22 protein-coding genes and 1 other annotated feature are annotated in these 21,086 nt (G+C 64.5%); of the genes, 3 read left to right on the top strand and 19 right to left on the bottom strand.

Going from position 1 to position 21,086, the window contains the following annotated elements; genetic code table 11:
• Positions 1-204: 204 nt before the first annotated feature.
• The gene (locus tag SKA58_RS04670; protein WP_009821208.1) at positions 205-768 is read left to right on the top strand and encodes a hypothetical protein; all 564 of its coding nucleotides are present in this window, start codon (positions 205-207) and stop codon (positions 766-768) included.
• A 98-nt stretch (positions 769-866) separates the two neighbouring features.
• Here SKA58_RS04670 and SKA58_RS04665 read toward each other — a convergent pair whose 3' ends face one another.
• Positions 867-2,180, bottom strand: a complete 1,314-nt coding sequence (locus SKA58_RS04665; protein WP_009821207.1) for a DNA-packaging protein — start codon at positions 2,178-2,180, stop codon at positions 867-869.
• A gap of 115 nt (positions 2,181-2,295) precedes the next feature.
• Between SKA58_RS04665 and SKA58_RS04660 the strand changes: the two genes are divergently transcribed.
• Positions 2,296-2,496 (top strand): hypothetical protein, encoded by a 201-nt coding sequence (locus tag SKA58_RS04660; protein WP_009821206.1) that lies wholly within the window; start codon positions 2,296-2,298, stop codon positions 2,494-2,496.
• A gap of 42 nt (positions 2,497-2,538) precedes the next feature.
• Here the strand turns inward: SKA58_RS04660 and SKA58_RS04655 are convergent, their stop codons facing one another.
• The 8 genes from SKA58_RS04655 to SKA58_RS04620 all read right to left on the bottom strand — a co-directional run bounded on the left by SKA58_RS04655 (position 2,539) and on the right by SKA58_RS04620 (position 9,344).
• Positions 2,539-3,846 (bottom strand): M28 family peptidase, encoded by a 1,308-nt coding sequence (locus SKA58_RS04655; protein ID WP_009821205.1) that lies wholly within the window; start codon positions 3,844-3,846, stop codon positions 2,539-2,541.
• A gap of 369 nt (positions 3,847-4,215) precedes the next feature.
• Positions 4,216-4,869: a hypothetical protein gene (locus SKA58_RS19800; RefSeq protein ID WP_232209364.1), complete on the bottom strand. Its 654-nt coding sequence runs from the start codon at positions 4,867-4,869 to the stop codon at positions 4,216-4,218.
• 274 nt (positions 4,870-5,143) lie between these two features.
• Positions 5,144-5,494 (bottom strand): hypothetical protein, encoded by a 351-nt coding sequence (locus tag SKA58_RS04645; protein ID WP_037542128.1) that lies wholly within the window; start codon positions 5,492-5,494, stop codon positions 5,144-5,146.
• Positions 5,491-5,757, bottom strand: coding sequence for a hypothetical protein (locus SKA58_RS20260; protein WP_009821203.1), 267 nt, complete (start codon positions 5,755-5,757; stop codon positions 5,491-5,493). The genes SKA58_RS04645 and SKA58_RS20260 overlap by 4 nt, the downstream gene beginning before the upstream one ends.
• A gap of 36 nt (positions 5,758-5,793) precedes the next feature.
• A complete protein-coding gene (locus SKA58_RS20255; RefSeq protein WP_009821202.1) occupies positions 5,794-6,042 on the bottom strand; it encodes a hypothetical protein in 249 nt (82 codons plus the stop codon).
• 157 nt (positions 6,043-6,199) lie between these two features.
• Complete coding sequence (locus tag SKA58_RS04630) at positions 6,200-6,847, bottom strand: glutathione S-transferase family protein (protein WP_009821201.1); 648 nt, start codon at positions 6,845-6,847, stop codon at positions 6,200-6,202.
• 64 nt (positions 6,848-6,911) lie between these two features.
• Entirely contained in the window at positions 6,912-8,402 is a 1,491-nt protein-coding gene (locus SKA58_RS04625; protein WP_037542590.1) for a SulP family inorganic anion transporter, read from the bottom strand.
• 68 nt (positions 8,403-8,470) lie between these two features.
• Positions 8,471-8,526, bottom strand: a sequence feature (sul1 is cis-regulatory element that is thought to sense ions involved in sulfur or methionine metabolism; They are found in Alphaproteobacteria).
• 47 nt (positions 8,527-8,573) lie between these two features.
• Positions 8,574-9,344, bottom strand: coding sequence for a phosphocholine cytidylyltransferase family protein (locus SKA58_RS04620; protein ID WP_009821199.1), 771 nt, complete (start codon positions 9,342-9,344; stop codon positions 8,574-8,576).
• A gap of 118 nt (positions 9,345-9,462) precedes the next feature.
• On the opposite strand from SKA58_RS04620, the gene SKA58_RS04615 reads away from it, so the two are divergent.
• Positions 9,463-10,776, top strand: a complete 1,314-nt coding sequence (locus SKA58_RS04615; RefSeq protein ID WP_009821198.1) for a lipopolysaccharide biosynthesis protein — start codon at positions 9,463-9,465, stop codon at positions 10,774-10,776.
• Here SKA58_RS04615 and SKA58_RS04610 read toward each other — a convergent pair.
• The 10 genes from SKA58_RS04610 to SKA58_RS04565 all read right to left on the bottom strand — a co-directional run bounded on the left by SKA58_RS04610 (position 10,773) and on the right by SKA58_RS04565 (position 20,993).
• Positions 10,773-11,555: a nucleotidyltransferase family protein gene (locus tag SKA58_RS04610; protein ID WP_009821197.1), complete on the bottom strand. Its 783-nt coding sequence runs from the start codon at positions 11,553-11,555 to the stop codon at positions 10,773-10,775. The genes SKA58_RS04615 and SKA58_RS04610 overlap by 4 nt on opposite strands.
• 42 nt (positions 11,556-11,597) lie before the next feature.
• Positions 11,598-13,166: a M23 family metallopeptidase gene (locus tag SKA58_RS04605; protein ID WP_009821196.1), complete on the bottom strand. Its 1,569-nt coding sequence runs from the start codon at positions 13,164-13,166 to the stop codon at positions 11,598-11,600.
• A gap of 139 nt (positions 13,167-13,305) precedes the next feature.
• Complete coding sequence (locus SKA58_RS04600; protein WP_156784136.1) at positions 13,306-13,638, bottom strand: hypothetical protein; 333 nt, start codon at positions 13,636-13,638, stop codon at positions 13,306-13,308.
• A gap of 26 nt (positions 13,639-13,664) precedes the next feature.
• The gene (locus SKA58_RS04595) at positions 13,665-14,408 is read right to left on the bottom strand and encodes a hypothetical protein (RefSeq protein WP_232209363.1); all 744 of its coding nucleotides are present in this window, start codon (positions 14,406-14,408) and stop codon (positions 13,665-13,667) included.
• Positions 14,409-14,426: 18 nt separating this feature from the next.
• The gene (locus SKA58_RS04590; protein ID WP_009821193.1) at positions 14,427-15,083 is read right to left on the bottom strand and encodes a hypothetical protein; all 657 of its coding nucleotides are present in this window, start codon (positions 15,081-15,083) and stop codon (positions 14,427-14,429) included.
• Positions 15,084-15,149: 66 nt separating this feature from the next.
• On the bottom strand, positions 15,150-16,559 hold the full coding sequence (locus SKA58_RS04585) for a hypothetical protein (RefSeq protein ID WP_009821192.1): 1,410 nt from the start codon (positions 16,557-16,559) through the stop codon (positions 15,150-15,152).
• 71 nt (positions 16,560-16,630) lie between these two features.
• Entirely contained in the window at positions 16,631-18,223 is a 1,593-nt protein-coding gene (locus SKA58_RS04580) for a beta strand repeat-containing protein (RefSeq protein ID WP_009821191.1), read from the bottom strand.
• Between the two features lie 225 nt (positions 18,224-18,448).
• On the bottom strand, positions 18,449-19,459 hold the full coding sequence (locus tag SKA58_RS04575; protein WP_009821190.1) for a CsgG/HfaB family protein: 1,011 nt from the start codon (positions 19,457-19,459) through the stop codon (positions 18,449-18,451).
• Between the two features lie 22 nt (positions 19,460-19,481).
• Positions 19,482-19,904, bottom strand: coding sequence for a curli assembly protein CsgF (locus SKA58_RS04570; protein WP_269572084.1), 423 nt, complete (start codon positions 19,902-19,904; stop codon positions 19,482-19,484).
• Positions 19,905-20,054: 150 nt separating this feature from the next.
• Positions 20,055-20,993 (bottom strand): helix-turn-helix transcriptional regulator, encoded by a 939-nt coding sequence (locus SKA58_RS04565; RefSeq protein WP_156784135.1) that lies wholly within the window; start codon positions 20,991-20,993, stop codon positions 20,055-20,057.
• Between the last annotated feature and the right edge of the window lie 93 nt (positions 20,994-21,086).

Raw genomic sequence — 21,086 nt, 5'->3', positions numbered from 1 at the left:
CCCGTCGCGCCAGCCCCCGAGCCGAGATTCCGCTTTTCCAGGCAATCAGAAACAAGCCGGATGCCTGGTCAGGCCCAGCATGATGAAGGGGGTACTGAGATCGACTGATCGTCGCCATCCCTGCCTCAATGAGCTAGGCGCAAAACTGGACGCAAGGGCGGTCAGATACGATGCACCGATTCGCTGCACTTCGCGCGTTATCAGATGGTCATCGTTTCGAAGGAGAACAATATGGATAGGGAGAAATGCCCGTTTGGGCCTCCGCAAATCAGCTTATCACATGACGACCTTGCGGCAATCGGCCAAATCGCGATGTTGGAAGCCCGTGCCAAGGCTTCGACATTGGCCGCGCTAAAAGGCCTTGCTCGCCTGTCGTCCGATGAGTGGGAAGATTACCATAACCAGCAGTTCAAGCAGATAACGATCAAACTGATCGCCGCTGCCGAGAAGGTAGACGCGGACCTTCACAGCAAAGCCTTGCGACTTGAAAGGCTTCGCGGGATCTCTCAAGACGATCGGCACAAAATTGTTCACGCAGGATGGGGACAATCTCCCGACGGGAAGCCTGCCGCGTACGACGTAAAGAGAAAAAGCTGGCTAAGCCGCGCTGAAATTCAACGGGCGATCACATCAAATGAGCAAACCGATCGCCTCGCCTTCGTGTGCCTTTGGGATACTGCCAAGCTAGTAGAGGAAGGAATCATCCCTCAGCGAACAGTCGGAGCGGGACCTGCTATGCGGCTCAACTCCGGCCTTTGGAAATGGTGATCGCAATATTGCGCAGCTATCTGCCTGCTCGCCTTTACCCCGACAATGCCTTTCCCTCCAATCCAGTGTGATTCAAAGCCGCCATTCAACTCACCCCCTCACATCCCCCGAACCCGCGCCTCCCGCATCTTCCCCAGCATAAGCTCACTCATCGCCCACACCAGCGCGTCGGCGCGATCGGGCGATCGTCCCGGCCCGACATAGCCGCCGCCCGCCAGCAATCCGCACATCTCGTCCTCCAGCTCCGGGAAAGCCCCGCGATGCGCCACCCGGCCCGCTTCATACAGCGCCGCCACCGGCTCCGCCCGCGCCGCCTTCCCCCGGCTCGCATGGACCAGTTTCACCGGCAGCGTCTTTTCCGCCGCGCGCAGCACGCTTTCCACCATCGCGCCGCCATTATTCGCCTCGGCCACCACCCGGTCGGCGCCATGGACCATCGCGGCGGCCGCGACCGCGCGCGCCCAGCCTTCGGGCCGCGCGCCCGAAACGCTTGCGTCGGCGATCACATAGGCGCGCCCGTCTCCGCCCATGCCCGCCACCACGATGCCGCACGCGTCGCCGCCAACGCTCGCGGGCGGATCGACCGCCACCACCACGCGGGTCAGCACGCCCGGCACATGCACCACCCGGCATTGCTCGATCAGCGCCCGCGTCCACAGCGCGCCCTCCACCTCCTCGATCAGTTCGCCGTCCAGCTCCTGCCGCCCCAGCCGCGTGCCGCCATAGCCCGCCGTCATCGCTGCGACGAAGCCGGGCGCCAGATTGGCTTCATTGTCCGCCGTGCGCCCCCGCGTCACCACCACATCATCGCCGTCCCGCGCCACGAGGCTGCGCACCAGCGGCACCGGCCTTGGCGTCGTCGTGACCAGCACGCGCGGGTCACGCCCCAGCCGCATTCCCATCATCAGGTTATGCCAGGCCGCTTCCCCGCTCGCCCATTTGGCGATCTCGTCGGCCCAGCCATGGCTGAACTGCGGGCCGCGCAGCCCTTCGGGGTCGGCCGCGCCGAACAGCATCGCCACCGCGCCATTGGGCCAGGTCAGCCGCCGCAGCGCCGGGGCGTAGGCCGGCCGCGCCCAGTGCGGCGCGATGGCCAGCAGCCCGCTCTCTCCCTCCACCATCACGGATCGCGCCTCGCCCAGGCTCGCGCCAACCAGCGCGATCCGCGCCGCCGGGTCTGCCTCCGCAATACCACGCACCCATTCCGCCCCGGCCCGCGTCTTGCCGAATCCGCGCCCCGCCATCATCAGCCAGATGCGCCAGTCGCCCGCCGGCGCGCGCTGCCCCGGCCGCGCCAGAAAATCCCAGTCCGCCGCGATCCGCTCCGCTGCGCCCTGCGTCAGCAGCTTGAGCATCGCCCCCTGCTGCGCCGCGTCGGCGCGCGCCAGCCACTCCCGGTCCGAAAGCTGCATCGCGCCCCTCCATCCTGCACGCCACCGCGCTGCAACAAAATCTTACAGAAACGAGCGGGAACGCTCAGGCAGAATCGCCATTCTGACCTACGCATCCGCAGCAGAAAGGACAGATATGGAATCCCCTTCCCGTGAAAGCTCCGGCCAGCGATCGACCCAGCGACCGACACTGTTCGCGATCCTTGGCATCGCCGCCATCGTCGGCGGCGGCATGATCGCTGCCAGCGCACTCACTCACCGCCCGGCCACGGTCAAGCCCGCCACCGGTACGGCGAACGCCATGGCGCTGGCGGGCGCGAAACCCGTCAGGGACTGATCGCGTCCCGGCCGCCCCACATGGGGCGGCCATGCCCTGTTCTTATTTCCGCGGCGCCATCCCGCCAAAGGTGACGATGCTTTCCGCCCCGTCGCTGGCCACCGCCGCCACGCCGATGAAATGATCGTCGACGACGACATCCTTGAGCAGCGTTTCGGTCGCGCCCGTCACGACGCGGCTGTCGGTCCAATCCTGCGCGTCCGCGCGCCGCCAATAAACCTTATAGGCCGCAGCGCCCGGCACCGCGTCCCAGAACACCCGCGTATCCATGGAAAGCGCCCCGTCCAGCGATACGCTGGCGGGCGCGGCCGGCGCATCGGCCAGTTCGCGCAAAGCCGCGACATTGAGCGCCGTCACCTTCGCCAGATAGGGAAAGTCCATCGCGTTCACCGTATCGCCATAGACGCGGCCATTTTCGGTCCGCAAATCCTGATGCTGCCGATCGTAATTTTCGATCCCCACCGAAAAGCGCACCGCGGGAAAGCCCAGTTCCAGGAAGGGCGAATGGTCGCCGCCGCGCCCGAACCGGTCCAGCCGCCGCACCGCGAACACGTCCAGCCCGACCTGCGGATTGGCCTCGGCAATACCGTCGATCTTCTTGGCGAGCGCGCGCGAAGGCCCGTCATCCTCCCCGCCAATCGCCCGGCGGGTCCGCGCCGCCTTCTCATCCTCGGCAAAGCGGATGCCTTCGGAAAACACGCGCACCCGGTCGGCGACGATCTGGCCATTCTGGCCCAGCGTGTTGCCGACGATATCGTTGTTCAGCATCGCGCGCACCTGCCAGCCGCGCGCCTTGGCCGTGGCCGCCAGCAGCTTGCCGCCCCACAGCCCCTGCTCCTCGCCCGACAGCAGCGCATAGACGATCGTCCCGTCAAATTTTTCGCCCGCCAGCACCCGCGCCGCCTCGATCACCAAAGCCGTGCCCGACGCATTGTCATTCGCGCCCGGCGCATCGCTGGTGGCGTCCATCACGTCGCTCACCCGGCTGTCGATATGCCCGGCGACGATCACCACCTGGTTGGGGTCCCCCGTCCCCTTCTGGATCGCCAGCACGTCCACCACCTCGACCTCGTTCGGCGCGCGCGGCCCGGTGAAGCGATCCGCGATCGTCTCGACGGTCAGGCACCCGCCACAGCCCTTGGCAATCTTCTCGAACTCCGCCGCGCCCCAGCGCCGCGCCGCGCCGATCCCGCGCTTGGGATCGCTCGCCGAAGACAGCGTATGGCGCGTGCCGAAACGCACCAGCTTCTCGACCGTCGCCTTCAACCGCGCCGGATCGGGCGCGCGCGTCTGCGCGCTGGCGGACGTCGAGAGGGCGGAAGCGGCGGCAAGCAGGATCAATGTTTTCATGGGGCCAAACCTTATCGGCTATTTGACGACTGTAAAGCCACCCCGGCGCATGTCCGGGATACCGACCCATGTCCGTGCTTGTTTCACGCTGGCTACAAACCAAACATTCCCCCGCAGCATTGCCGCCCTCGTCATGCCCCTGTCAGCGGCACCACGCAGTCCCCCTCTGCGCCGCTGATCCTCCCTGAACCTCGACCCCCGGCGCCAAGCCGGGGGTTCTTTTTGGGCGGACCGCCTGCTTGAATACTCCCAAAATCATCCTCCCCTAAAAGGGGCAGGATTGTCTGGGAGCGACCATTTTCAGCCGTTCGCTGATGATTTACCCCACTCTAATAGCAGCTGTTCCCCAGCACCAGCTTAACAACTATCTCAACGTGCGACGTTCGCGCCGCACCGCTTACCGGCTGCCGCTGCCACCAAATCAACAGCGCTAATGCCTCGTGATGCCATAATGACTCCGTTGTTATCAAGCTGTCCCCAGCTGTATTCATCAGCAGATGGAGGATCGCCATCTGGGGGTGTCACCAACCACCATGCATCCTTCGCCCTGTAATGGATTGGCCGCATTAAGGTTTCATAGTTTGAAGGCGTAAAACCATCTTCTAAATATGATGTATCGAGGGGCGATGCTATCGGCCATACAAGCTTCCCTCTACGGTCATATACGAGCTGATAATTCATCTCCTGCAAAGAATATTTCCCGCCATTTTCCAACTTTAGAAAAAGTAGAAATTGCTTAATGGCAGGGTTGAACCGAGTATGCAGCGATGTTCGAACTTCGATATCAGAGGACTTGATTGCTCCTACAATCACCTGTTTGACTGCGAACCGAATTGAAACGGACGATCTGATAATAATTTCGTCAGGCTCGCTCTCCACCGGCTGCCACCGATAGCGAGGGCTTGTCGCAATCAAAGCGACGTCGAAACATGACTTATCGGCTTCGACGGTTTCGGCACTCGCTGTCGATATAGCTGTCATCGTCAATACAAGTGCCAAGCTATAGGTCCAGATTTTCGACATGCTGCAGAGAAGGCACGACGGCTTAATGTCGTCAAGATCGAAGTTTCACCCGAAGCGGACTGTCGCCTAACCACCCCTCTTCGTCATTCCCGCGAATGCGGGAACCCATTTCTCGACCATAGCCCATGTGCCGTGCTGGCAGACGGATCCCCGCCTTCGCGAAGATGACGATAGGAAACACATGGCGCGCAAACCACCCCATCCCGTCCTCCTCGCGCCCCGAAGGGCGGCCACAGGCCAACCAGAGCATCCCCCGTCTTCCGCTACCGCCCCCTCACGCCGCGACCGGCCGCGCCGTCACCTTGCGCACCAATGCCGTCATCGGCGACAGGATCATGTGGCGGTGCCAGTAGAGCGAAATCTGGTCGGGCCGGATGCAGATCTGACGCCGCGCAGCCATATGCCCCAGCGTCGTCGCCAGTTCGTCCGCGTCCACGCCCTCCAGCATCAACTGCCGTATCGGCCCTGCGCCAAGCTGTTGTAAAATCCGGCTTTCCAATGTCATGGCGGTCGAATGCCGCAACGGCTGGGTCCGTTCCGGTGAAAAAAGGGTTAACGCACCGCCCATCCCGCGCGCGGCCCGCTTCGTCGGCCCCGTCACAAACCCATGGCGCGCCCGCGTCATTCGCCCGCCGCCGCGCGCCGCCGCCGGATCTCCTCCAGCATCGCGCGCACCCGCGCCTTGGCATCGGCACTGTCCGGCCCGCTTCGCTTGCGCCCCTTGGCCGCGCGGATCTGCGTCACGCGGGCACGATGATGCTGCAACAGCCGCAGCCCGACGGCCAGGTTCGGTGCGCGCTTGACCTTGCGGCTTTTCACCACGCCATCGCCATCCATGACGATTTCCTCGCTCTCGCTGCCGAACAGCGACGCACGCATCAGCATCATCTCCAGCTCGCAATAGCCTTCCTCCAGCGCCGCGTCCTAGGCGCGGGCAAAGCCGATCCGGCGCTTGCGCCGCGCATAGGCGCCCTGCCGGCATTTGCCGATCGACCGCGCCGCCTCGCTGACATTGCAATATTCCGCCAAAGCCAACAGGAAGTCGCGCTCCTCTTCCAGCGTCCAGCTGTCCTTGCGCGCCTGTCGCTGCTGCACGCGCGCGCCGTCCGCCCTCGCCTGCCGCTGCGGCACCAGCCGCCTTTCCTGCCCCGCTTCCGTCGCCGTCCCCGTCATCGCCCGTTTCCCCCGCCCGGTTCGCCAGACACGAAAAAGGCCGGCCCCGCTTTCGGAACCGACCTGCCCTCGCGCCGCCTTGGCGACTCACATTTTCCCAATATCGACTTATCTGACAGATCAGCGTGACGATGTCAAGCAGAAAGTGCCATATGGGTTAATTTCCTGTCATGGCTTGAACCGCCGGCGCTTCTTCCTCCAACGCCGCCGCCATGCTCGGCCGCGCCTTCACCGCCGCCAGCCACGCCGCGACCCTGGGCCAGCGCGCCGCGTCCAGCCCGTCCGAACAATAGCCCACATTGATGATCGGGCACGCCGCCGCCAGGTCCGCCAGGGTGAAGCGATCTTCCACCAGCCAGCCGCTCTCCGGCAGCACCTTCTCCAGATAATCATAGATTTTCGGCATTTCCTCGGCCTCTGCCAAGTCCGCCGCCGCCAGGTCCGGCTCGCGCTTCAATCGCTTCGCCACCGCCCGGTTGAAGAATATCTTCTGCCCCGCCTGCTGCGCGATCGTGTCGCCGAATTCCTCGAACCAGATGGTGCGCGCCCGCGCTCTGGCTTCGGTCGGGATCAGATTGGGCTCAGGATGCAACGCATCCATATAGGTTATGATCGCAGTCGAATCGCACAGCAGAAAGTCGCCATCCTCCAGCGCCGGAATCTTGCCAAAGGGCGATCCTTCCAGATAGCCCGGATCGCCGCGCCCGAAACCGGCCATCCGGACCTCCGTCTCGATCCCCTTTTCGCTAGCGAAAACAAGCACTTTTCGCACGAAGGGCGATACTCTGGCGCCATGAATGATCATCGGTCCGACTCCTCTCTTGCCTGGAGCTGGACCATGTCACATCAGTAGCAGAATGCAACCCTGTTCAATGCGGCACGACGCCCATCTCCACCCCGGTCTTGTCGTGCAGCGCGAACCGGTCGATGAGGTCCGCGCTCGCCCGGTTATAGCCGACCACCTCCACCGCCATGCCTTGCGCGCGCAGCTTCGCCACCACCTTGTCCAGCGCGCCCACGCCCGAAATGTCCCAGAAATGCGCGGCTGACACGTCGATCAACACTGCTTGCGTCCCGCTCTCGTCCTGAAAGGCGCGGGTGAAGCGATCGACCGACGCGAAGAATATCTGCCCCGTCACCCGATAGGTCGCCCGGCCTGCATCCTCGCTCCGCTCCACGCCGAACATCCGCTGCACCTTGCCGGCAAAGAAAATGCCCGACAGCAGCACGCCCGCCAGCACGCCCAGCGACAGGTCGCGCGTCGCCACCACGACCACCACCGTCACCAGCATCACCACTGACGATGTCGGCGGATGCCGCCGCAAATTGGGAATCGAATTCCAGCTGAACGTGCCGATCGACACCATGATCATCACCGCGACCAGCGCGGGCATCGGCACCCGCCCGACCCACGGCCCCAGCACGGCCAGCAGGAACAGCAAAAACGCGCCCGCGACGAATGTGGACAGCCGCCCGCGCCCGCCAGACGTCACATTGATGACCGACTGGCCGATCATCGCGCACCCGCCCATGCCCCCCAGCATGGCCGACACGATGTTCGCGCCCCCCTGGCCGAAACATTCGCGCTTCTTGTCGCTGTCGCTGTCGGTCATGTCATCGACGATCTGCGCGGTCAGCAGCGATTCCAGCAGCCCCACCGCCGCCATCGTCACCGAATAGGGCGCGATGATGCGCAGCGTTTCCCAGGTCAGCGGGACTTGCGGCAGCGCCAGGCTCGGCAGCCCTTCGGGCAGCTTGCCCATGTCGCCGACCATGTTGACCGGCAGGCCCAGGGCAATGCTGATCGCGGTCAGCACCAGAATCGCGACCAGCGGCGACGGCACCGCCGTCGTGATCCGCGGAAACCCATAGATGATCGCCAGCCCGCCCGCGACCATGGCGTAGGTTTCCCAGCCGACATTGGTCAGCTGCGGCAGCTGCGCCAGGAATATCAGGATCGCCAGCGCATTGACGAAGCCGGTGATGACGGATCGCGAAACAAACTGCATCAGCAGGTCCAGCCGCAACAACCCGGCAACCGCCTGCACGATGCCCATCAGGATCGTCGCGGCAAACAGATATTGGACGCCATGCTCGCGCACCAACGGCGTCACCAGCACGGCGACGGCGGCGGTCGCGGCCGAAATCATGCCCGGCCGCCCGCCGATCAGCGCGATCGTCATCGCGATCGCGACCGAGGCATAGAGGCCGACGCGCGGATCGACGCCCGCGATGATGGAAAACCCGATGGCTTCGGGGATCAGCGCCAGCGCGACGACAATGCCCGCCAATATGTCGCGGCGCGCGCCCGCGCCGCTGCTGAACCACTCCTGCCGGTAGCGGATGAGATTATCTGTCATTTTGTCTGAATGTCCACAACAAGGCACATGACGCGGATCGCCCGCGCAGTCTGAAAAATCATGTGTGATGTTGTCCGGCGGATCGGCGGCCGGAATAGCCACCCGGAATTGCACCGGGTCCATGCGAATGCGCGCCCCTTAACCCAGCGCCCCGCCGCAGGCAAGCCCGCCTTATCGCGCGTAACGCCCTTCCTCGATCCACTTGGCCGTCAGCGCCTGCGCCGCTTCCACATCCTGGGGAAAATCGACCTCCTGCCACTCCAACCCCTCGATCGACACGGTGCCCACGCGATTGCCCTTGGCGATGATGTCGATCGCGCGCAGATACCAGCGTTCGACGCCCTCGGGCGTGCGCATCATCTGGTCGATCTGGTTGCGGAATATCGCCGGGCCTTCGCCGGTGAAGGCCAGCATGCCGATCGATTCCGCATTGGTGTCGGGTGGCAGCAACCGCTTGCCGATGGCGTGCAGCCGCCCATCCGCGTCGCGGCTGACCTTCATGTCATCGTCGTCATAGTCGCCCTGCGGCTTCACATCGACGGTGACGGTGATCGCGTCCTTCGCGCCGGTGACCAGCTTTGCGACGATCTCGTCCGACACGATGGTGTCGCCATTCAGGATGATGAAGTCCCGGTCCATCTCCTCCCGCACGATCCAGCAGGTGCCCAGATTATCGGCCACCTGGAAAAAGGGGTTGAACACGGTGCGAATGCGCGCGCCTGTGTCGCGATACAGCTGCAACGCATGGTCCTCGACACGCTCGGTGCGGAACCCTGTCACCACCACGATATCGGTGACGCCATTGGCGACCAGCGCGGCGACCTGCCAGCTGATGAGGCTGCGGCCATTGAAATCGATCATGCATTTGGGCACGTCGCGCGTCAGCGGCAACAGGCGCGATCCCTGGCCGGCGGAAAGGATGATGGCTTTGCTGATCGTCATGGCGCGCGGCTTTAGCCCGCAATTGGGCCGAAAAAAAGGCGGCTTCAAACCGGCCGCCTCAGCCCCTAGATAGGCTCCGCCGGACGACCGGCTGGGGACAGGAAGGGCCGGCACTCAAGTGATATTCAAGCGCGGATCAGGCGCGGCGGCCGACGCCTTCGCCCGCATCCTGGCCAATACCGGCTGGCTGCTGGGCGGCAAGGGCGTGGGCGCGGTCTTGAGCCTCGCCTATCTCGCCATCGTCACCCGCACGCTGGGCGTCGCCGATTTCGGCCGTTTCGCCCTGGTCTTGAGCGCTGCCAACGTCATCAAGACGCTGGTCAGCTTCGACAGCTGGCAGATCGTCGTGCGCTATGGCCAGCCGCATCTGGCCGCGGGCGATGGCGACGCACTCAACCGCGTGCTGCGCTTCTGCATCCTCATCGACCTGGCCTCGGCGGCGGCGGGCGCGGCCATCGCGGCGGGCGTCATCCTCTTTGCCGGCCCGCTGCTGGGGCTGGAGCCGGACATGGGGCTTCAGGTCTGGCTGTTCGCACTTTTGATGATGATCACCATCCGCTCCAGCCCGACGGGCGTGCTGCGCCTGTTCGACCGCTTCGATTCCGCCGCCTTTGCCGAAACCATGATCCCGGTCGGTCGCATGGTCGGCGCATTGGTCGCCTGGGCGGTCGCACCCGGCATCACCGCCTTCCTGCTGGCCTGGGCTTTTGCCGAACTGCTTTGCGCGGCAAGCTACTGGTTCCTTGCCCTGCGCGTGGGGGGAGCCCAAATCGGAAGCTGGCGCGCCGGCCGGGCGCTGGACGCGCGCGCGGAAAATCCCGGCATCGTCGGCTTTCTCACCGCCACCAATCTCCAGACGAGCCTGTCCTCGGTCGGGCAGCAGGTGGCGGTGCTGATCGTCGGTGCCTTTGTCGGCCCGGCGGGCGCGGGCCTTTATCGACTCGCCAACCAGCTCGCCAATTCCCTGACGAAGATTTCCAGCCTTCTCTCGCGCAGCATCTTCGTCGAACTCTCGCGCACCACGGCGCAGGGGACCGAAGCGCTGGGCGCGCTGTTCCGCCGCACCAACCGGCTGGCGCTGATCGCAGGCGCGGTGATCATCGCCATCATCCTCACCATCGGCCGCCCGTTGCTCGGCCTCATCGCGGGCGAAGAATTCCTGCCCGCCTATCCGCTGCTGCTGATGCTGGGCGTTGCGGCCTGTATCGATCTTGCCGGGGTCAGCTACCGCCCGCTGCTCATGGCCACCGACCGCACCGGCCTATCGCTGCGGATCAGCGTCGTCGCGACATTGCTTCTCCTTGGCCTGCAATCGGCGCTCCTGCCCCTCTACGGCACGCAGGGTGCGGCGATGGCGAACATCCTCTCCTCGCTCGCCGCCTTCACGATGATGAGCCTCGCCAGCCGCCGCGCAGTCGCTACCAAAGATTAGCGCGCGGCCAGGATCGCCTCGATCAGCGTCACATCCTCGGCCTTGTCCGCGTCGATGCACGCCTCCGGGCTCGTCATCGCCACCAGCCGCGCCTCCAGCCCCAGCCGGCGGCCCGCCCGCGCCATGCCGCCGCGCAGCGTCGATATCCGCAGCAATGCGCCGATCAGCGCCAGCGGTCCGAACGCCGCCAGGATCTTCCACCCCTTCTTGCGGTCCTGCTCCACCTCCTGCCACAGCGCGATCGCGCGGCGCGCCCGATCGCTGCCGATCCAGAAGAGGTTCGCGCCCGACCATCCGCCATCCCGGAATTTGAGCCAGGTTCGCCGCGACTGCGGATAGCGCGCCACCAATGTCGCCCGCTCGACCATGGCGACGGCGATGTCCGCCCCCTGCGCCTCCCCGACAAACTGGTCCAGCATCGCCCGGTCCAGCAGCACATGGTCCGCCGTCGTCAACAACGCGGGAAAGGCCAGCGCCCCTGCATCCATCATCGCCAGCAACGACGATGCGATCCCCTGACCGCCCGTCTCGAACCGCACGCGCGGATGATCCGCCAGCCACGCGGTCGCCGGCTCTGCGGCATAGGCATCGGGCCGCTGCGTCAGGATGATGACCTCGCCGATCGTAGGATGGTCCAGCAAAGCCCGCGCTGGGCGATTGATCATCGGTTCGCCCGCCACCGGGACCAGCGGCTTCACCGCAACACCCGCGGCCTTGGCCAGCGGATCGGGAATGGGACGCGCGCCTGCAAGCAGGATGGCGCTAACGGTGCCTGTCATCCCCGCCCGTTAGCGGAAGGACGCATCGGCGAAAAGATCAGATTACCGGCCCCTGCCCACTGGCGCGGCAGCCTCCGTTGCGGCCTGCGACGCACCTTGCGCGAAGCGTTGATGCGCACCGACCGCCAGCTCCTTATAGGCCGCCAGCTGCGCCCGGAACGCCGTCAGCTCGCGGCCCGCCAGCTGCGCCGTCGTCGTGAACTTCACCGACAGTGGATTGACCGTCTGGCCATTGCGATACAGCTCATAATGCAGATGCGGCCCGGTCGACAGGCCGGTCGATCCGACATAGCCGATCACCTGCCCTCGCCGCACCCGCTGCCCGGATGCCGCCGCGATCCGGCTCATATGCGCATAGCCGGTCGCCAGGCCGCCGCCATGCTGGATGCGCACATAATTGCCATGCCCGCCATGCCGCCCGGCAAAGGATACGACGCCATCGGTCACGGCATAGATAGGCGATCCGTAGCGCGCAGCGAAATCAACGCCGGCATGCATCCTTGTATAGCCCAATATCGGATGCCGCCGCTGGCCATAGCCCGACGACATGCGCCCGGCGACCGGCGCCGACAACACGCCGCGCCGCTCGCCAACGCCCGACGCCTCATACCATTCGGTGCGGCCGTTGGTCGTCCATCTCACCATATCGACATCCTTGCCCCGCGCGCGCTTCAGACCCGCATAGAGCAATTCGCCCACTTCCACGTCGCCGGTTTCGGCCTGCCGATATTCGGTGACGATATCATAGCGGTCGCCCGCCGCGATGGAGCCGAGATCGACCTGCTTGGCGATCACGCGCAGGAACGCCTGCACCGCCTTGGGCGGCGCGCCGGCCGCGCGGGCAGAACGATAGATGCTGTCCCCCACCACGCCCTGAATGCGCAGCGGCGTATTGTCGACGCGAATCGGCACGCGCTGCACCGACAGCACGCCGCCCAGCCGCTCGAACGTCATGTCCAGGTCCAGCCGCGCGCGAAACGCCAGTTTGTCCAGCGGTCGCGGCCGATCCCGGCTCGCGCGGCGGCCCAGCACGATATTGAGCCGCGTCCCCGGCTTTACCCCGCCCGCAATATCCGCGCCCGCCATCCCGACGACGGCGGCGACATCGGCGCTGCTGACGCCCGCGCGCGACAAGGCGCGCGCCAGCGTATCGCTGCTGCCGACCTGGGCGCTCAGCTCAATCTGGGGTCGTTCGGGCGTCTCGCGCAGCGGCTGCACCGCGTCCGTCGATCCCATGCGATGGCCGCTGTCGCCGCCCAGCGCCAGCGGCGTGATCATCTGGCTGCGCACCTCATCATATTGCGCATCGCTCAGCGTCGGGCCGGGTGCGCCGGGCACGGGCTGGAAACCGGGCGAGAGGTATAGCGCGCTGGCGCAAAGCCCGAAACAGGTCGCAAGGCCGCGAAACCAGGTGCGGCTCCCGATCCGCTGGCCAAGGTCGGGGACCAGTTCCACATCCTCGGCCCAGTCGCGCAGGCGCATGCGCCAGTCGCGCGTCGGGATGGGCACGCCGCGCCGCAGCGATTCCGCCATCCACAGCGACATGGGCGCGCCGCCCTGCTGAAACCCGACCTGGTTATCCTGAAACAAACCCGCGACCCCCAAGGGCATCTGTCCGCCGCGACGCCCGCCAACCGCATATGCGCCCGCACCGCCCTTGTGAAGCAAGTGAGGTTAAAGCCGCCTTAAGATGCCATGACCCGGCCCGCATCCGCGACGAACGGCGCTTGAAACGGTCTTTTCCGGTTAGTCAACGCTCGGGCGTGATCGCCTGCTCATAGGGCGGCTGGCCATCGATGCTGATCCTCAGGCGCGCCGTTCGAAACTGGTTGACCCGCAACGTCACGAATGTCGCGGGCCTGTTCGCGGCCAGGTAAATACGCCCCTTCTGCACGGCATGATTGCCCGACCGGGCGCCTGACACCACGTCCAGTTCATACGAGCCCGAAACCGCGACCGCCGACAGGCCGCGCACCGTCAGCACGTCCGCACCATCCGCCGCCGTCAGCACCGCTTCGACCGGGTGATCGGCCATGTCCTGCGCCTGCATCGGCGTCCCTCCCATCGCAGCCAGCATCATCATCAGGCTTCCTGGCATCACCACCCCCGTCATCGCGGCGTCAGGATGTCGACGACCGCGCCGATCGCCGCATTCTGCAATGCCTCGGCCTGCGCGTCCTTTTCCTCATCCACCGGCTTTTGCGCAGCACTGGCGGGCGCGTTCTGCAAGGCAGCGGCGGCGGCAATCCGCTGATAGTCGGGATCGTCTGCGTCGGATCGCGTCGCGATCCGGCGATCCGCAGCGACCGGCTCGCCACGAATGCGCCCGTCGACCAGCAATTTCTGCTCGGGCGACAAGGCGGTGGGGGACGGCTTGGCAAATTCGGCCGATCGCGTCTCGATCACCTGCGCGCAGCGCCCCGGCGTCTCCCTATCGGCCGCGCCAGGATCGCAACGGTCCTGCCCATCAACCGCCTCGACCGCCCCGGTTCGACCTTGCGCCGGCGAAGACAAAGGCGCGCTGGGCTGGGCTGTCCGCCCGCCGCGATACAATTGCACCACCGGCTCATCATCCTGCACTGGGGCGAGCTGGCGTACGGATTGCACCGAATCCCGGCGGTCCTCCGTCCGCACCGGGTCCGCCAGCACGCCCGCCCCCTCATCACGCCATGTCACGATATCGTCGGGCGGCAGCAGCGGCCCCGCCCGCGCATCCTTGTCCCCGATCTGCTCGACGTCTCCGGCCGCCCGCGCGGGTTCGCCATCGATCACGCTCACCTGCGCGGCCACGCCAGACCCAAGCAGCATCAGCGGCGCGATCAGCATCCCGGTTCTTATTCGACAGCCCGTCATCGCCGCCTCTCCATGGCGTTATTTGCCGCCGACGCCACCGCTTTGATGGATGGCGATGGCGCTGCCGCCTTGTTGCTGAACGCCCAGGTCCGCATTGTAATTGCCCTCCTGCGTCCAGGTCAATTGATTGCCCGCGCCGTTCTGGCTGGCGGTCATCGCATTATTGTCGCCGGTCTGCGCCAGCGTAGCCTGATTGTCGCCGCCATCCTGCGTCAGCGCCACCTGATTGCCATTGCCCGTCTGCGCGATCGTCGCCTGATTGCTGCTCGCCGCCACCGCACGCTGCTGCACCACAGCGCTGTTGCCATGGCCGATCTGCGCCAGCGCCAGCATATTCTGTCCTGCGCCCTGCTGCGTCACCCGCGTAGCATTGTCGTCGCCCCGCTGCGTCACGGCTGCGGCGGCCGCTTCGCCGCGCTGCTCGACATGGGCGATATTACGTGCGCCATCCTGCGCGATCCGGGCCGCCGCGCGCGGCGCGCTCTGCACGGCCGTGACGCGATTATAGGAGCCAACCTGCTCGATATAGACGTTGCGGCCACTCGTTGCCGGCACCTCCAGCATATAGGGCAGGCTGGGGGCAGGGATGCCGGGTTGCGCTTCGCTGGCCTGCGCGGCCATCGCGCCTGCTAAAGCCAGCGCCAGCAGCGCCGCCATGCCGAATTTGCCCATCATCGCCTCCTTCACACAAAAAGATACCCGCCGGCCCGCCCGTCTGGGGCGGGCCGGCGGGCCGTGCGCTTACATCGCGCCGGTCGAACCCTGGACGACCGTGGCGCTGTGGCCATTGCCGCTCTGGTTGACGAAGCTGTTGTTGAGGTCGCTCGTCTGGGTGACGGTCGCGCTGCTGCCGCTGCCCGACTGGATCACCGACGAATAATTGTCGGCGCCATCCTGCGTCACTTCAGCCAGATGATCCGATCCCGACTGGTCGATGAACGACTCGTTGGACAGACCGCCCTGCGTCAGCTCGGCCCGCTGATCCTGGCCGCGCTGGGTGATGGTCGACATGCCATCGTCGCCATTCTGCGCCACCGACGCATATTGGTCCGATCCATTGAGCGCGGTGCCCTGGTCGATCGAGGACGTGTTGCCATCGCCCACCTGGTCGACATAGGCGGCCTGGCTCCAGCCATATTGCGTCACGGTCGAGCTGTTGTCGTTCCCGCTCTGATCGACATCGGCCAGATGCGATCCCAGCACGCCCTGCGTGACCGTCGAACCATTGTCATTGCCGCTCTGATCGACCAGCGCGTCGGACAGCGCGCCCGCCTGGCTGATGACCGATCCGTTGCCATTGCCGCTCTGGTCGACATCGGCATAATGCGCCGCGCCCAGCGATCCGCCCTGGGTGATCTGCGAATCATTGTCGTCGCCGGTCTGGCGCACCGCCGCATCCTGCAAGCCGCCCGACTGGCTGATCTGCGAACTGTTGCGGTCGCCGCTCTGGAACACGCCGCGCACGGTCGCATCATCGCCCGCGTCATTCGCGATCCCGCCCTGCGTGATCTGCGAATCGTTATCCTCACCGGTCTGCTCGACATTGGCGGTGTTGAGGCCAAGGCCGTTCTGCAAAATCGACGATTCGTTAAGCGATCCTTCCTGCGTCACGATCGCGACGTTGGCGCCGGAACTCTGGATGATGCCCGACTGGTTGGTATCGCCGCTCTGGCTGACATTGGCGTCATTGCTGTTGCCCGACTGCGCGATGGTGGACGTCAGGTCGCTGCCCTGCTGGTCCACGAATGCGTCGTCATTGTCGCCGGTCTGCAAGATGTCGGAGCTGTTGCCATCGCCATTCTGCGTCACCTGAGCGTCGGCATTGTCATTATACTGGCGGACGCGCGACCAGGAGTCGCCGGTCTGGTCGACGGTGGCGCTGTTATTGTCGTCGCTGGCATTGCTGCCGCCGCCGGTGCCATTGTCCTGCAGGACAATGGATTCAGCGCCATTGCCCGACTGGGTCACGGTCGCGGCATTATTGTCGCCGCCCTGGGTCACGGTGGAGGCCGCGGCGGAACCGGATTGGGTCACGGTCGCGACGGCGTCCGTGCCGGTCTGCGTGACGGTGGAGTCATTGTCCTGAGCCAGGGCCGGAACCGCGGCCAGGAAGGCAAGCGCCGACGCGCTCGCAAGAAGGATGCGCTGCATGATCTTATCCCTTTATTGTGTGCGAAAGGGGGACCAGCGCCGCCGTGAAGCAGCGCTGATCCCCTTTCCAATCACATGCCCTGCGTGACAGTAGCCGTGTTGTTCATGCCGGTCTGGTTGACGACCGAATTGTTCATGTCGCTGCTCTGCGTGACGGTGGCGGAGTGACCCGAACCGGCCTGCGAGACCCAGGACTCGTTGCCGTTACCGCTCTGGTCGACCATGGCCTCGTTCAGCGCGCCGTCCTGCATCACCGTCGAGATGTTGTCGTTACCACCCTGGTCGACGCTGGCGAAGTTACCCGAGCTTGCACCCGTAACCAGCGTATTGGTCTGCGAAATCGTGCTCTGGTTGTTGTCGCCGCCCTGGCTGCTGCTCGCTTCCATCAGACGCGCGCTGATGGTGGCGCTGCCGCCGAATTGGTCGATTGTGCTGCTGTTGTTGCTACCATCCTGCGAGATGGAAGCGGTGGCAACGCGCGGATCGGGACCGCCCGGAGGGTTGGGCGCATTGCCGACGCTCTGATCGATCGACGCATAGTTGTCGTCGCCGATCTGGTCGATCATGGCATCGGACAGCTGGCCCGCCTGGGTCACATAGGCTTCGTTGCTGTTGCCCTCCTGATTGACGCCGACCATGCCGGTATTGTCACCGGCCGAATTGTCAAAGCCCGACTGGACCACATCCGACAGGTTGTTGTCGCCTGACTGATTGACATTCAGGTCGCCCGACGAGCCGCTTTGGGTCGCATAGGACTGGTTATTGTCACCGCCCTGCGTGATCAGCGCCTGCTGGCCATTGGTCTGGAACGGATTGCCGTCATTCCGGCCCTGGTTCAGCACCGACAGATTGTCCGAACCGCTCTGGTCGACGGTCGCGATCGAACCGTTCGACGTCTGATTGACGGTCGAATCATTGCTGTCGCCGCTCTGCGTGACGGTTGCCGTGCCACCAGCGTCGTCAAGCTGAGACACATCCGACGTGTTGAGATTGCCGCTCTGCGTCACATCGGCAATGCTGTCGGCGCCTTGCTGATTTACCGACGAATAGTTGACATAGCCGCTCTGAGTAACGGTGGCGTCATTGCCGCCGGTGCCGCCCTGCGTGACATAGGAGGTATTTTCATAAGTGGTGCCGGCCGAACCGCCTTCAGGCGCGCCGTCGACGCCCTGGCTCACATTGGCGATATTGTTGTCCGACGTCTGGTAGAGGCTGGAAAACTGGCCATCATCCGCCTGCGACACCGCCGCGACGTTGCTGCTGCCCGACTGGACGACCGTCGAATCGTTGGTCGTGCCCAGGAAGGACGAGGTCTGCGTCTGCGTGACGGTCGCATCATTGTCGCTGCCGGTCTGCTGGACTTCTGACGTCTGCGTCGGCGCTACGCCAGTGCCATCGTCATCCTGCGTCACCGAAGCGGTGTTGCCCGCGCCGGTCTGTAGGACGTTTGAATAGCTGCCGGTCGCCCCGGCCTGCGACACGGTGGCGTCGTTATCCGCGTTTTCCTGCGTCACGAACGACACGTCGTTGGCGCCGCTCTGCGTCACCGATGCGGTCTGGCTGTCACCCGACTGGGTCACGGTCGAATCGTTGCTTTGCGCGAAAGCCGGGGCTGCTGCCAGCAGCGCCAGGGCCGAAACCGAAGTATAGATGGTCCGTTTCATGGTTGTCATTCCTTTTGAAAAGGGCGATAACCATGCTGTCCCGAAGTAAGCTTACTTCAGGGCCGCATGATTGGTGGCACATTCATTCACTCATGCTCGCCCGTCGGAGCTTCCACCTCCGGCGGGCGACTGTTCGCCTGGTTCTTATCACGGGTCCGGGGAACACCAGGCGGTCCTCCGAACCTTTTGAAACGCTGACTGCCTGATGGCGGTCAATCGTTTCGTTTAACGACCCACGCCCGGCCCTCCCTGCTTGGCTTTGCTGGAGGATTTGGGCATTTCCGTCATTGGCACCGCGCGTGGCTTCATCTTCATGGGCGCAGCCTTGCGCGCGGTATCCATTGCCGCTTCCACCTGCTTGGGCGTGAAGACGCCATCGCGCTCCTGACGGTAGCGCCACAGCATCGGCCAGCCCGCCTGGGTGTCCGCGAAATTCCACAGGTTCAGGTCAATGCCCTCCATCACGAGGCCATAGACCGCCTTCTCAATCGCCTGTTGCAGGGCGATATGATCCGGCTCGTTCGTCGTCATGCCGACTTCCGCCTCCAGCAGCTCCTTGAAGCCGACAAAGCGGAAGGCCGACGCGCCCAGCGACTGGGACGCGATCGTCTTGGACGCAGTGACGGTGGTCAGCACCTCGCCGGTGCGCACCGAAATGGCGCGCAAATAGACCGTCACCGTATCCTGCCGATATTGCGTGCTGGCGCCGATCCCCAGGAAGGATGCACCCGCACCGCCCGTCACCGTATTGGTGTCGAAACTGATGATCCCGCCTTCCAGCAGAACGCCGGCAAACAGCATCGCCGGCAAAGCCTGCGGGTTGACGTTATTTTCGCCCAGATAGCGTTCGCGCATTTCGCGGATGATCTGCCGTTCGTTCAGCAGGTTGCGCAGCTGCTCGCGCTCGACGATCGTGAACCATTTGCGGTTGCCCGCATCCTGCAACGCCCGCACCAGGATCGACGCCGCGCCCTGCGTCACCGCGCGCGACAGCGTCTGCGTTCCCCCTTCGCCAACGCGATACTGGCCGGTCTGGTCGGAGAAATTATAGACGGCGATCGCCACCGGCCGCTGCGGCGGCGGCAAGTCCATCAACTGCCGCTGGGCCTGCGTATAGCGGGGATAGACCGCCATCGGGTTCATCGAGGGGATATCGTCCCGCCCCGTCGTCGCCAGCGAATTGCATCCGCCCAGCAGCAGCGCCGCGCCCGAAGCCAGGAAAATCTGCCGTATCATGCAAAGAGCCCCCGCCCCTTCTTCAATTCACATCGACGAAGGTCGGCACCACGATCGTCGTGGTTTCGCCTGTCGCCTCGGTGAAGATGTTGATCGTCACCTCTTCCAGCCCGCGCACGAAATCGATCGTCTGCCCGCCAAAGCTGATCGTCCCGCTTTCCTGCGGGTTTTCGCCAAAGATCGCATCGACCAGTTGCGAAGACAGGGCCGACAACAGCCGGGACTGCAACTGGCGCGCGAAAATATCCGCCTGTGACGAGGATGATGTCGCCTTTGGATCGCGATAGTCATTCTGCGCGTTGGCCGTGCCCAATATATGAGCCGAATTGAACGGATTACCCCCGAAGGTTGGGCTGATGGGCGAATGAACCAGATCCTGTGCGAAAGACACACAAGGATACCCCAGGCACAATAGTGCCAGTGTCGAGACTACTACCTTATACACGCCCCACTCCCACGAAAGGCTATGAAGTAACTCGACCCTGTTATTAAGGCTTCGTTAAGCCTCTGCGGCGCGAGTCGCATCTCCCATTTGGTATATCCCCCTCGAAATGTGGCTGGCTGTTTCAGCTTGGGGCAGTTTGTTCCCAGATATTTAACTTTTCTCGGTTTTGCGGGGCGGGCAGATGATCGGGATGGACAGAATGCGCCGGACGATGTCGATCTGCCGCGTGCAATCCATCTTGGCGGCGATCGACTTCACCTGATTACGGACCGTCCCGATGCTGGTGACGCGAAGCTCGGCAATGGCTTCCAGATCCAGGCCCTTCGCCAGCGCGACAGCAATCTCCGCCTCCGCCCGGCCCAAGCCATATAATTCGCGCAGCATGTCGCCGGCGACCGTCACGCGCTGGTCAGGATCGCTCACCAGCGCAACCAGCGCCTCGTTGCGTCCCAGCAGACATCGCGTCAGCACCATCACATAGGCCGACCCACCCTGCCGCTCGATGCGCGTCATGCCGACGGATTGCACATCCGCCGACGCCATACGCGCGAAGAGATGGCTGATGCGCGCGACATTATCGGGCCGACTGGCCGACAATTTGCCGCCTCCGATCTGCAAGTCGCCGCCTTCCGCCAGCATGTCCTCCCCATAGCGATTGGCGAAGACCAGATGGGCGTCGATATCAAATATGAACATGCCCACGCACGTCATGTCGAGTATGCCCAGCAATGCCTCATGGCCTTGGCAGATCGCCTCAAGGCCCTCCAGGACCGGTGCCCAGTCTTCATGACCCGGTGCCATGCGCCCCCCAGTGTCCTCAGCCCCGCCATCCTCGATCGGCATCGCCAGGGGCAAGGCCATCGGATCGGGTGGCACGCGACCGAAGAAAAGCCGGTTGATGCCGCGCGGTTCGCTTACATATTTGCTGTCGACCGAAGGCCTGTCGGCGGCGGTGTTCCCACGCCGAGCCGAAAATTGATGCTCCAGCAAATCTGTCAGATCGCCAATACCAAAATGCGCCTTGTTCGCAGACGCCGCGCGCGCAGACGCGTCCGCCAAAAGGCGCCCGACCCTCGACATGTCAGGCACGCCCACTTCTCCCCTATATCCGGATCAAGACTTGTCTGCCACCTGCGCCCACAGCGGAAAGTCTTGACGAGAACCGACCCCACCGGCCCCTCT

Origin of the sequence: Sphingomonas sp. SKA58, assembly GCF_000153545.1 — a bacterium.
Lineage (GTDB): Bacteria > Pseudomonadota > Alphaproteobacteria > Sphingomonadales > Sphingomonadaceae > Sphingobium > Sphingobium soli.
The sequence above is the reverse complement of the archived record's forward strand: the minus strand, read 5'-3'. Positions and strand labels throughout refer to the sequence as shown.

What these genes read in the sequence shown, in the direction of transcription:
- SKA58_RS04630 (WP_009821201.1), bottom strand. Translation starts at nt 6,847, where the DNA reads ATGATCATTCATGGCGCCAGAGTATCGCCCTTCGTGCGAAAAGTGCTT.
- SKA58_RS04665 (WP_009821207.1), bottom strand. Translation starts at nt 2,180, where the DNA reads ATGCAGCTTTCGGACCGGGAGTGGCTGGCGCGCGCCGACGCGGCGCAG.
- SKA58_RS19800 (WP_232209364.1), bottom strand. Translation starts at nt 4,869, where the DNA reads ATGTCGAAAATCTGGACCTATAGCTTGGCACTTGTATTGACGATGACA.
- SKA58_RS04580 (WP_009821191.1), bottom strand. Translation starts at nt 18,223, where the DNA reads ATGAAACGGACCATCTATACTTCGGTTTCGGCCCTGGCGCTGCTGGCA.
- SKA58_RS04660 (WP_009821206.1), top strand. Translation starts at nt 2,296, where the DNA reads ATGGAATCCCCTTCCCGTGAAAGCTCCGGCCAGCGATCGACCCAGCGA.
- SKA58_RS04600 (WP_156784136.1), bottom strand. Translation starts at nt 13,638, where the DNA reads ATGATGATGCTGGCTGCGATGGGAGGGACGCCGATGCAGGCGCAGGAC.
- SKA58_RS04620 (WP_009821199.1), bottom strand. Translation starts at nt 9,344, where the DNA reads ATGACGATCAGCAAAGCCATCATCCTTTCCGCCGGCCAGGGATCGCGC.
- SKA58_RS20255 (WP_009821202.1), bottom strand. Translation starts at nt 6,042, where the DNA reads ATGACGGGGACGGCGACGGAAGCGGGGCAGGAAAGGCGGCTGGTGCCG.
- SKA58_RS04655 (WP_009821205.1), bottom strand. Translation starts at nt 3,846, where the DNA reads ATGAAAACATTGATCCTGCTTGCCGCCGCTTCCGCCCTCTCGACGTCC.
- SKA58_RS04595 (WP_232209363.1), bottom strand. Translation starts at nt 14,408, where the DNA reads ATGACGGGCTGTCGAATAAGAACCGGGATGCTGATCGCGCCGCTGATG.
- SKA58_RS20260 (WP_009821203.1), bottom strand. Translation starts at nt 5,757, where the DNA reads ATGATGCTGATGCGTGCGTCGCTGTTCGGCAGCGAGAGCGAGGAAATC.
- SKA58_RS04575 (WP_009821190.1), bottom strand. Translation starts at nt 19,459, where the DNA reads ATGATACGGCAGATTTTCCTGGCTTCGGGCGCGGCGCTGCTGCTGGGC.
- SKA58_RS04670 (WP_009821208.1), top strand. Translation starts at nt 205, where the DNA reads ATGGTCATCGTTTCGAAGGAGAACAATATGGATAGGGAGAAATGCCCG.
- SKA58_RS04645 (WP_037542128.1), bottom strand. Translation starts at nt 5,494, where the DNA reads ATGACGCGGGCGCGCCATGGGTTTGTGACGGGGCCGACGAAGCGGGCC.
- SKA58_RS04605 (WP_009821196.1), bottom strand. Translation starts at nt 13,166, where the DNA reads ATGCCCTTGGGGGTCGCGGGTTTGTTTCAGGATAACCAGGTCGGGTTT.
- SKA58_RS04625 (WP_037542590.1), bottom strand. Translation starts at nt 8,402, where the DNA reads ATGACAGATAATCTCATCCGCTACCGGCAGGAGTGGTTCAGCAGCGGC.
- SKA58_RS04610 (WP_009821197.1), bottom strand. Translation starts at nt 11,555, where the DNA reads ATGACAGGCACCGTTAGCGCCATCCTGCTTGCAGGCGCGCGTCCCATT.
- SKA58_RS04590 (WP_009821193.1), bottom strand. Translation starts at nt 15,083, where the DNA reads ATGATGGGCAAATTCGGCATGGCGGCGCTGCTGGCGCTGGCTTTAGCA.
- SKA58_RS04585 (WP_009821192.1), bottom strand. Translation starts at nt 16,559, where the DNA reads ATGCAGCGCATCCTTCTTGCGAGCGCGTCGGCGCTTGCCTTCCTGGCC.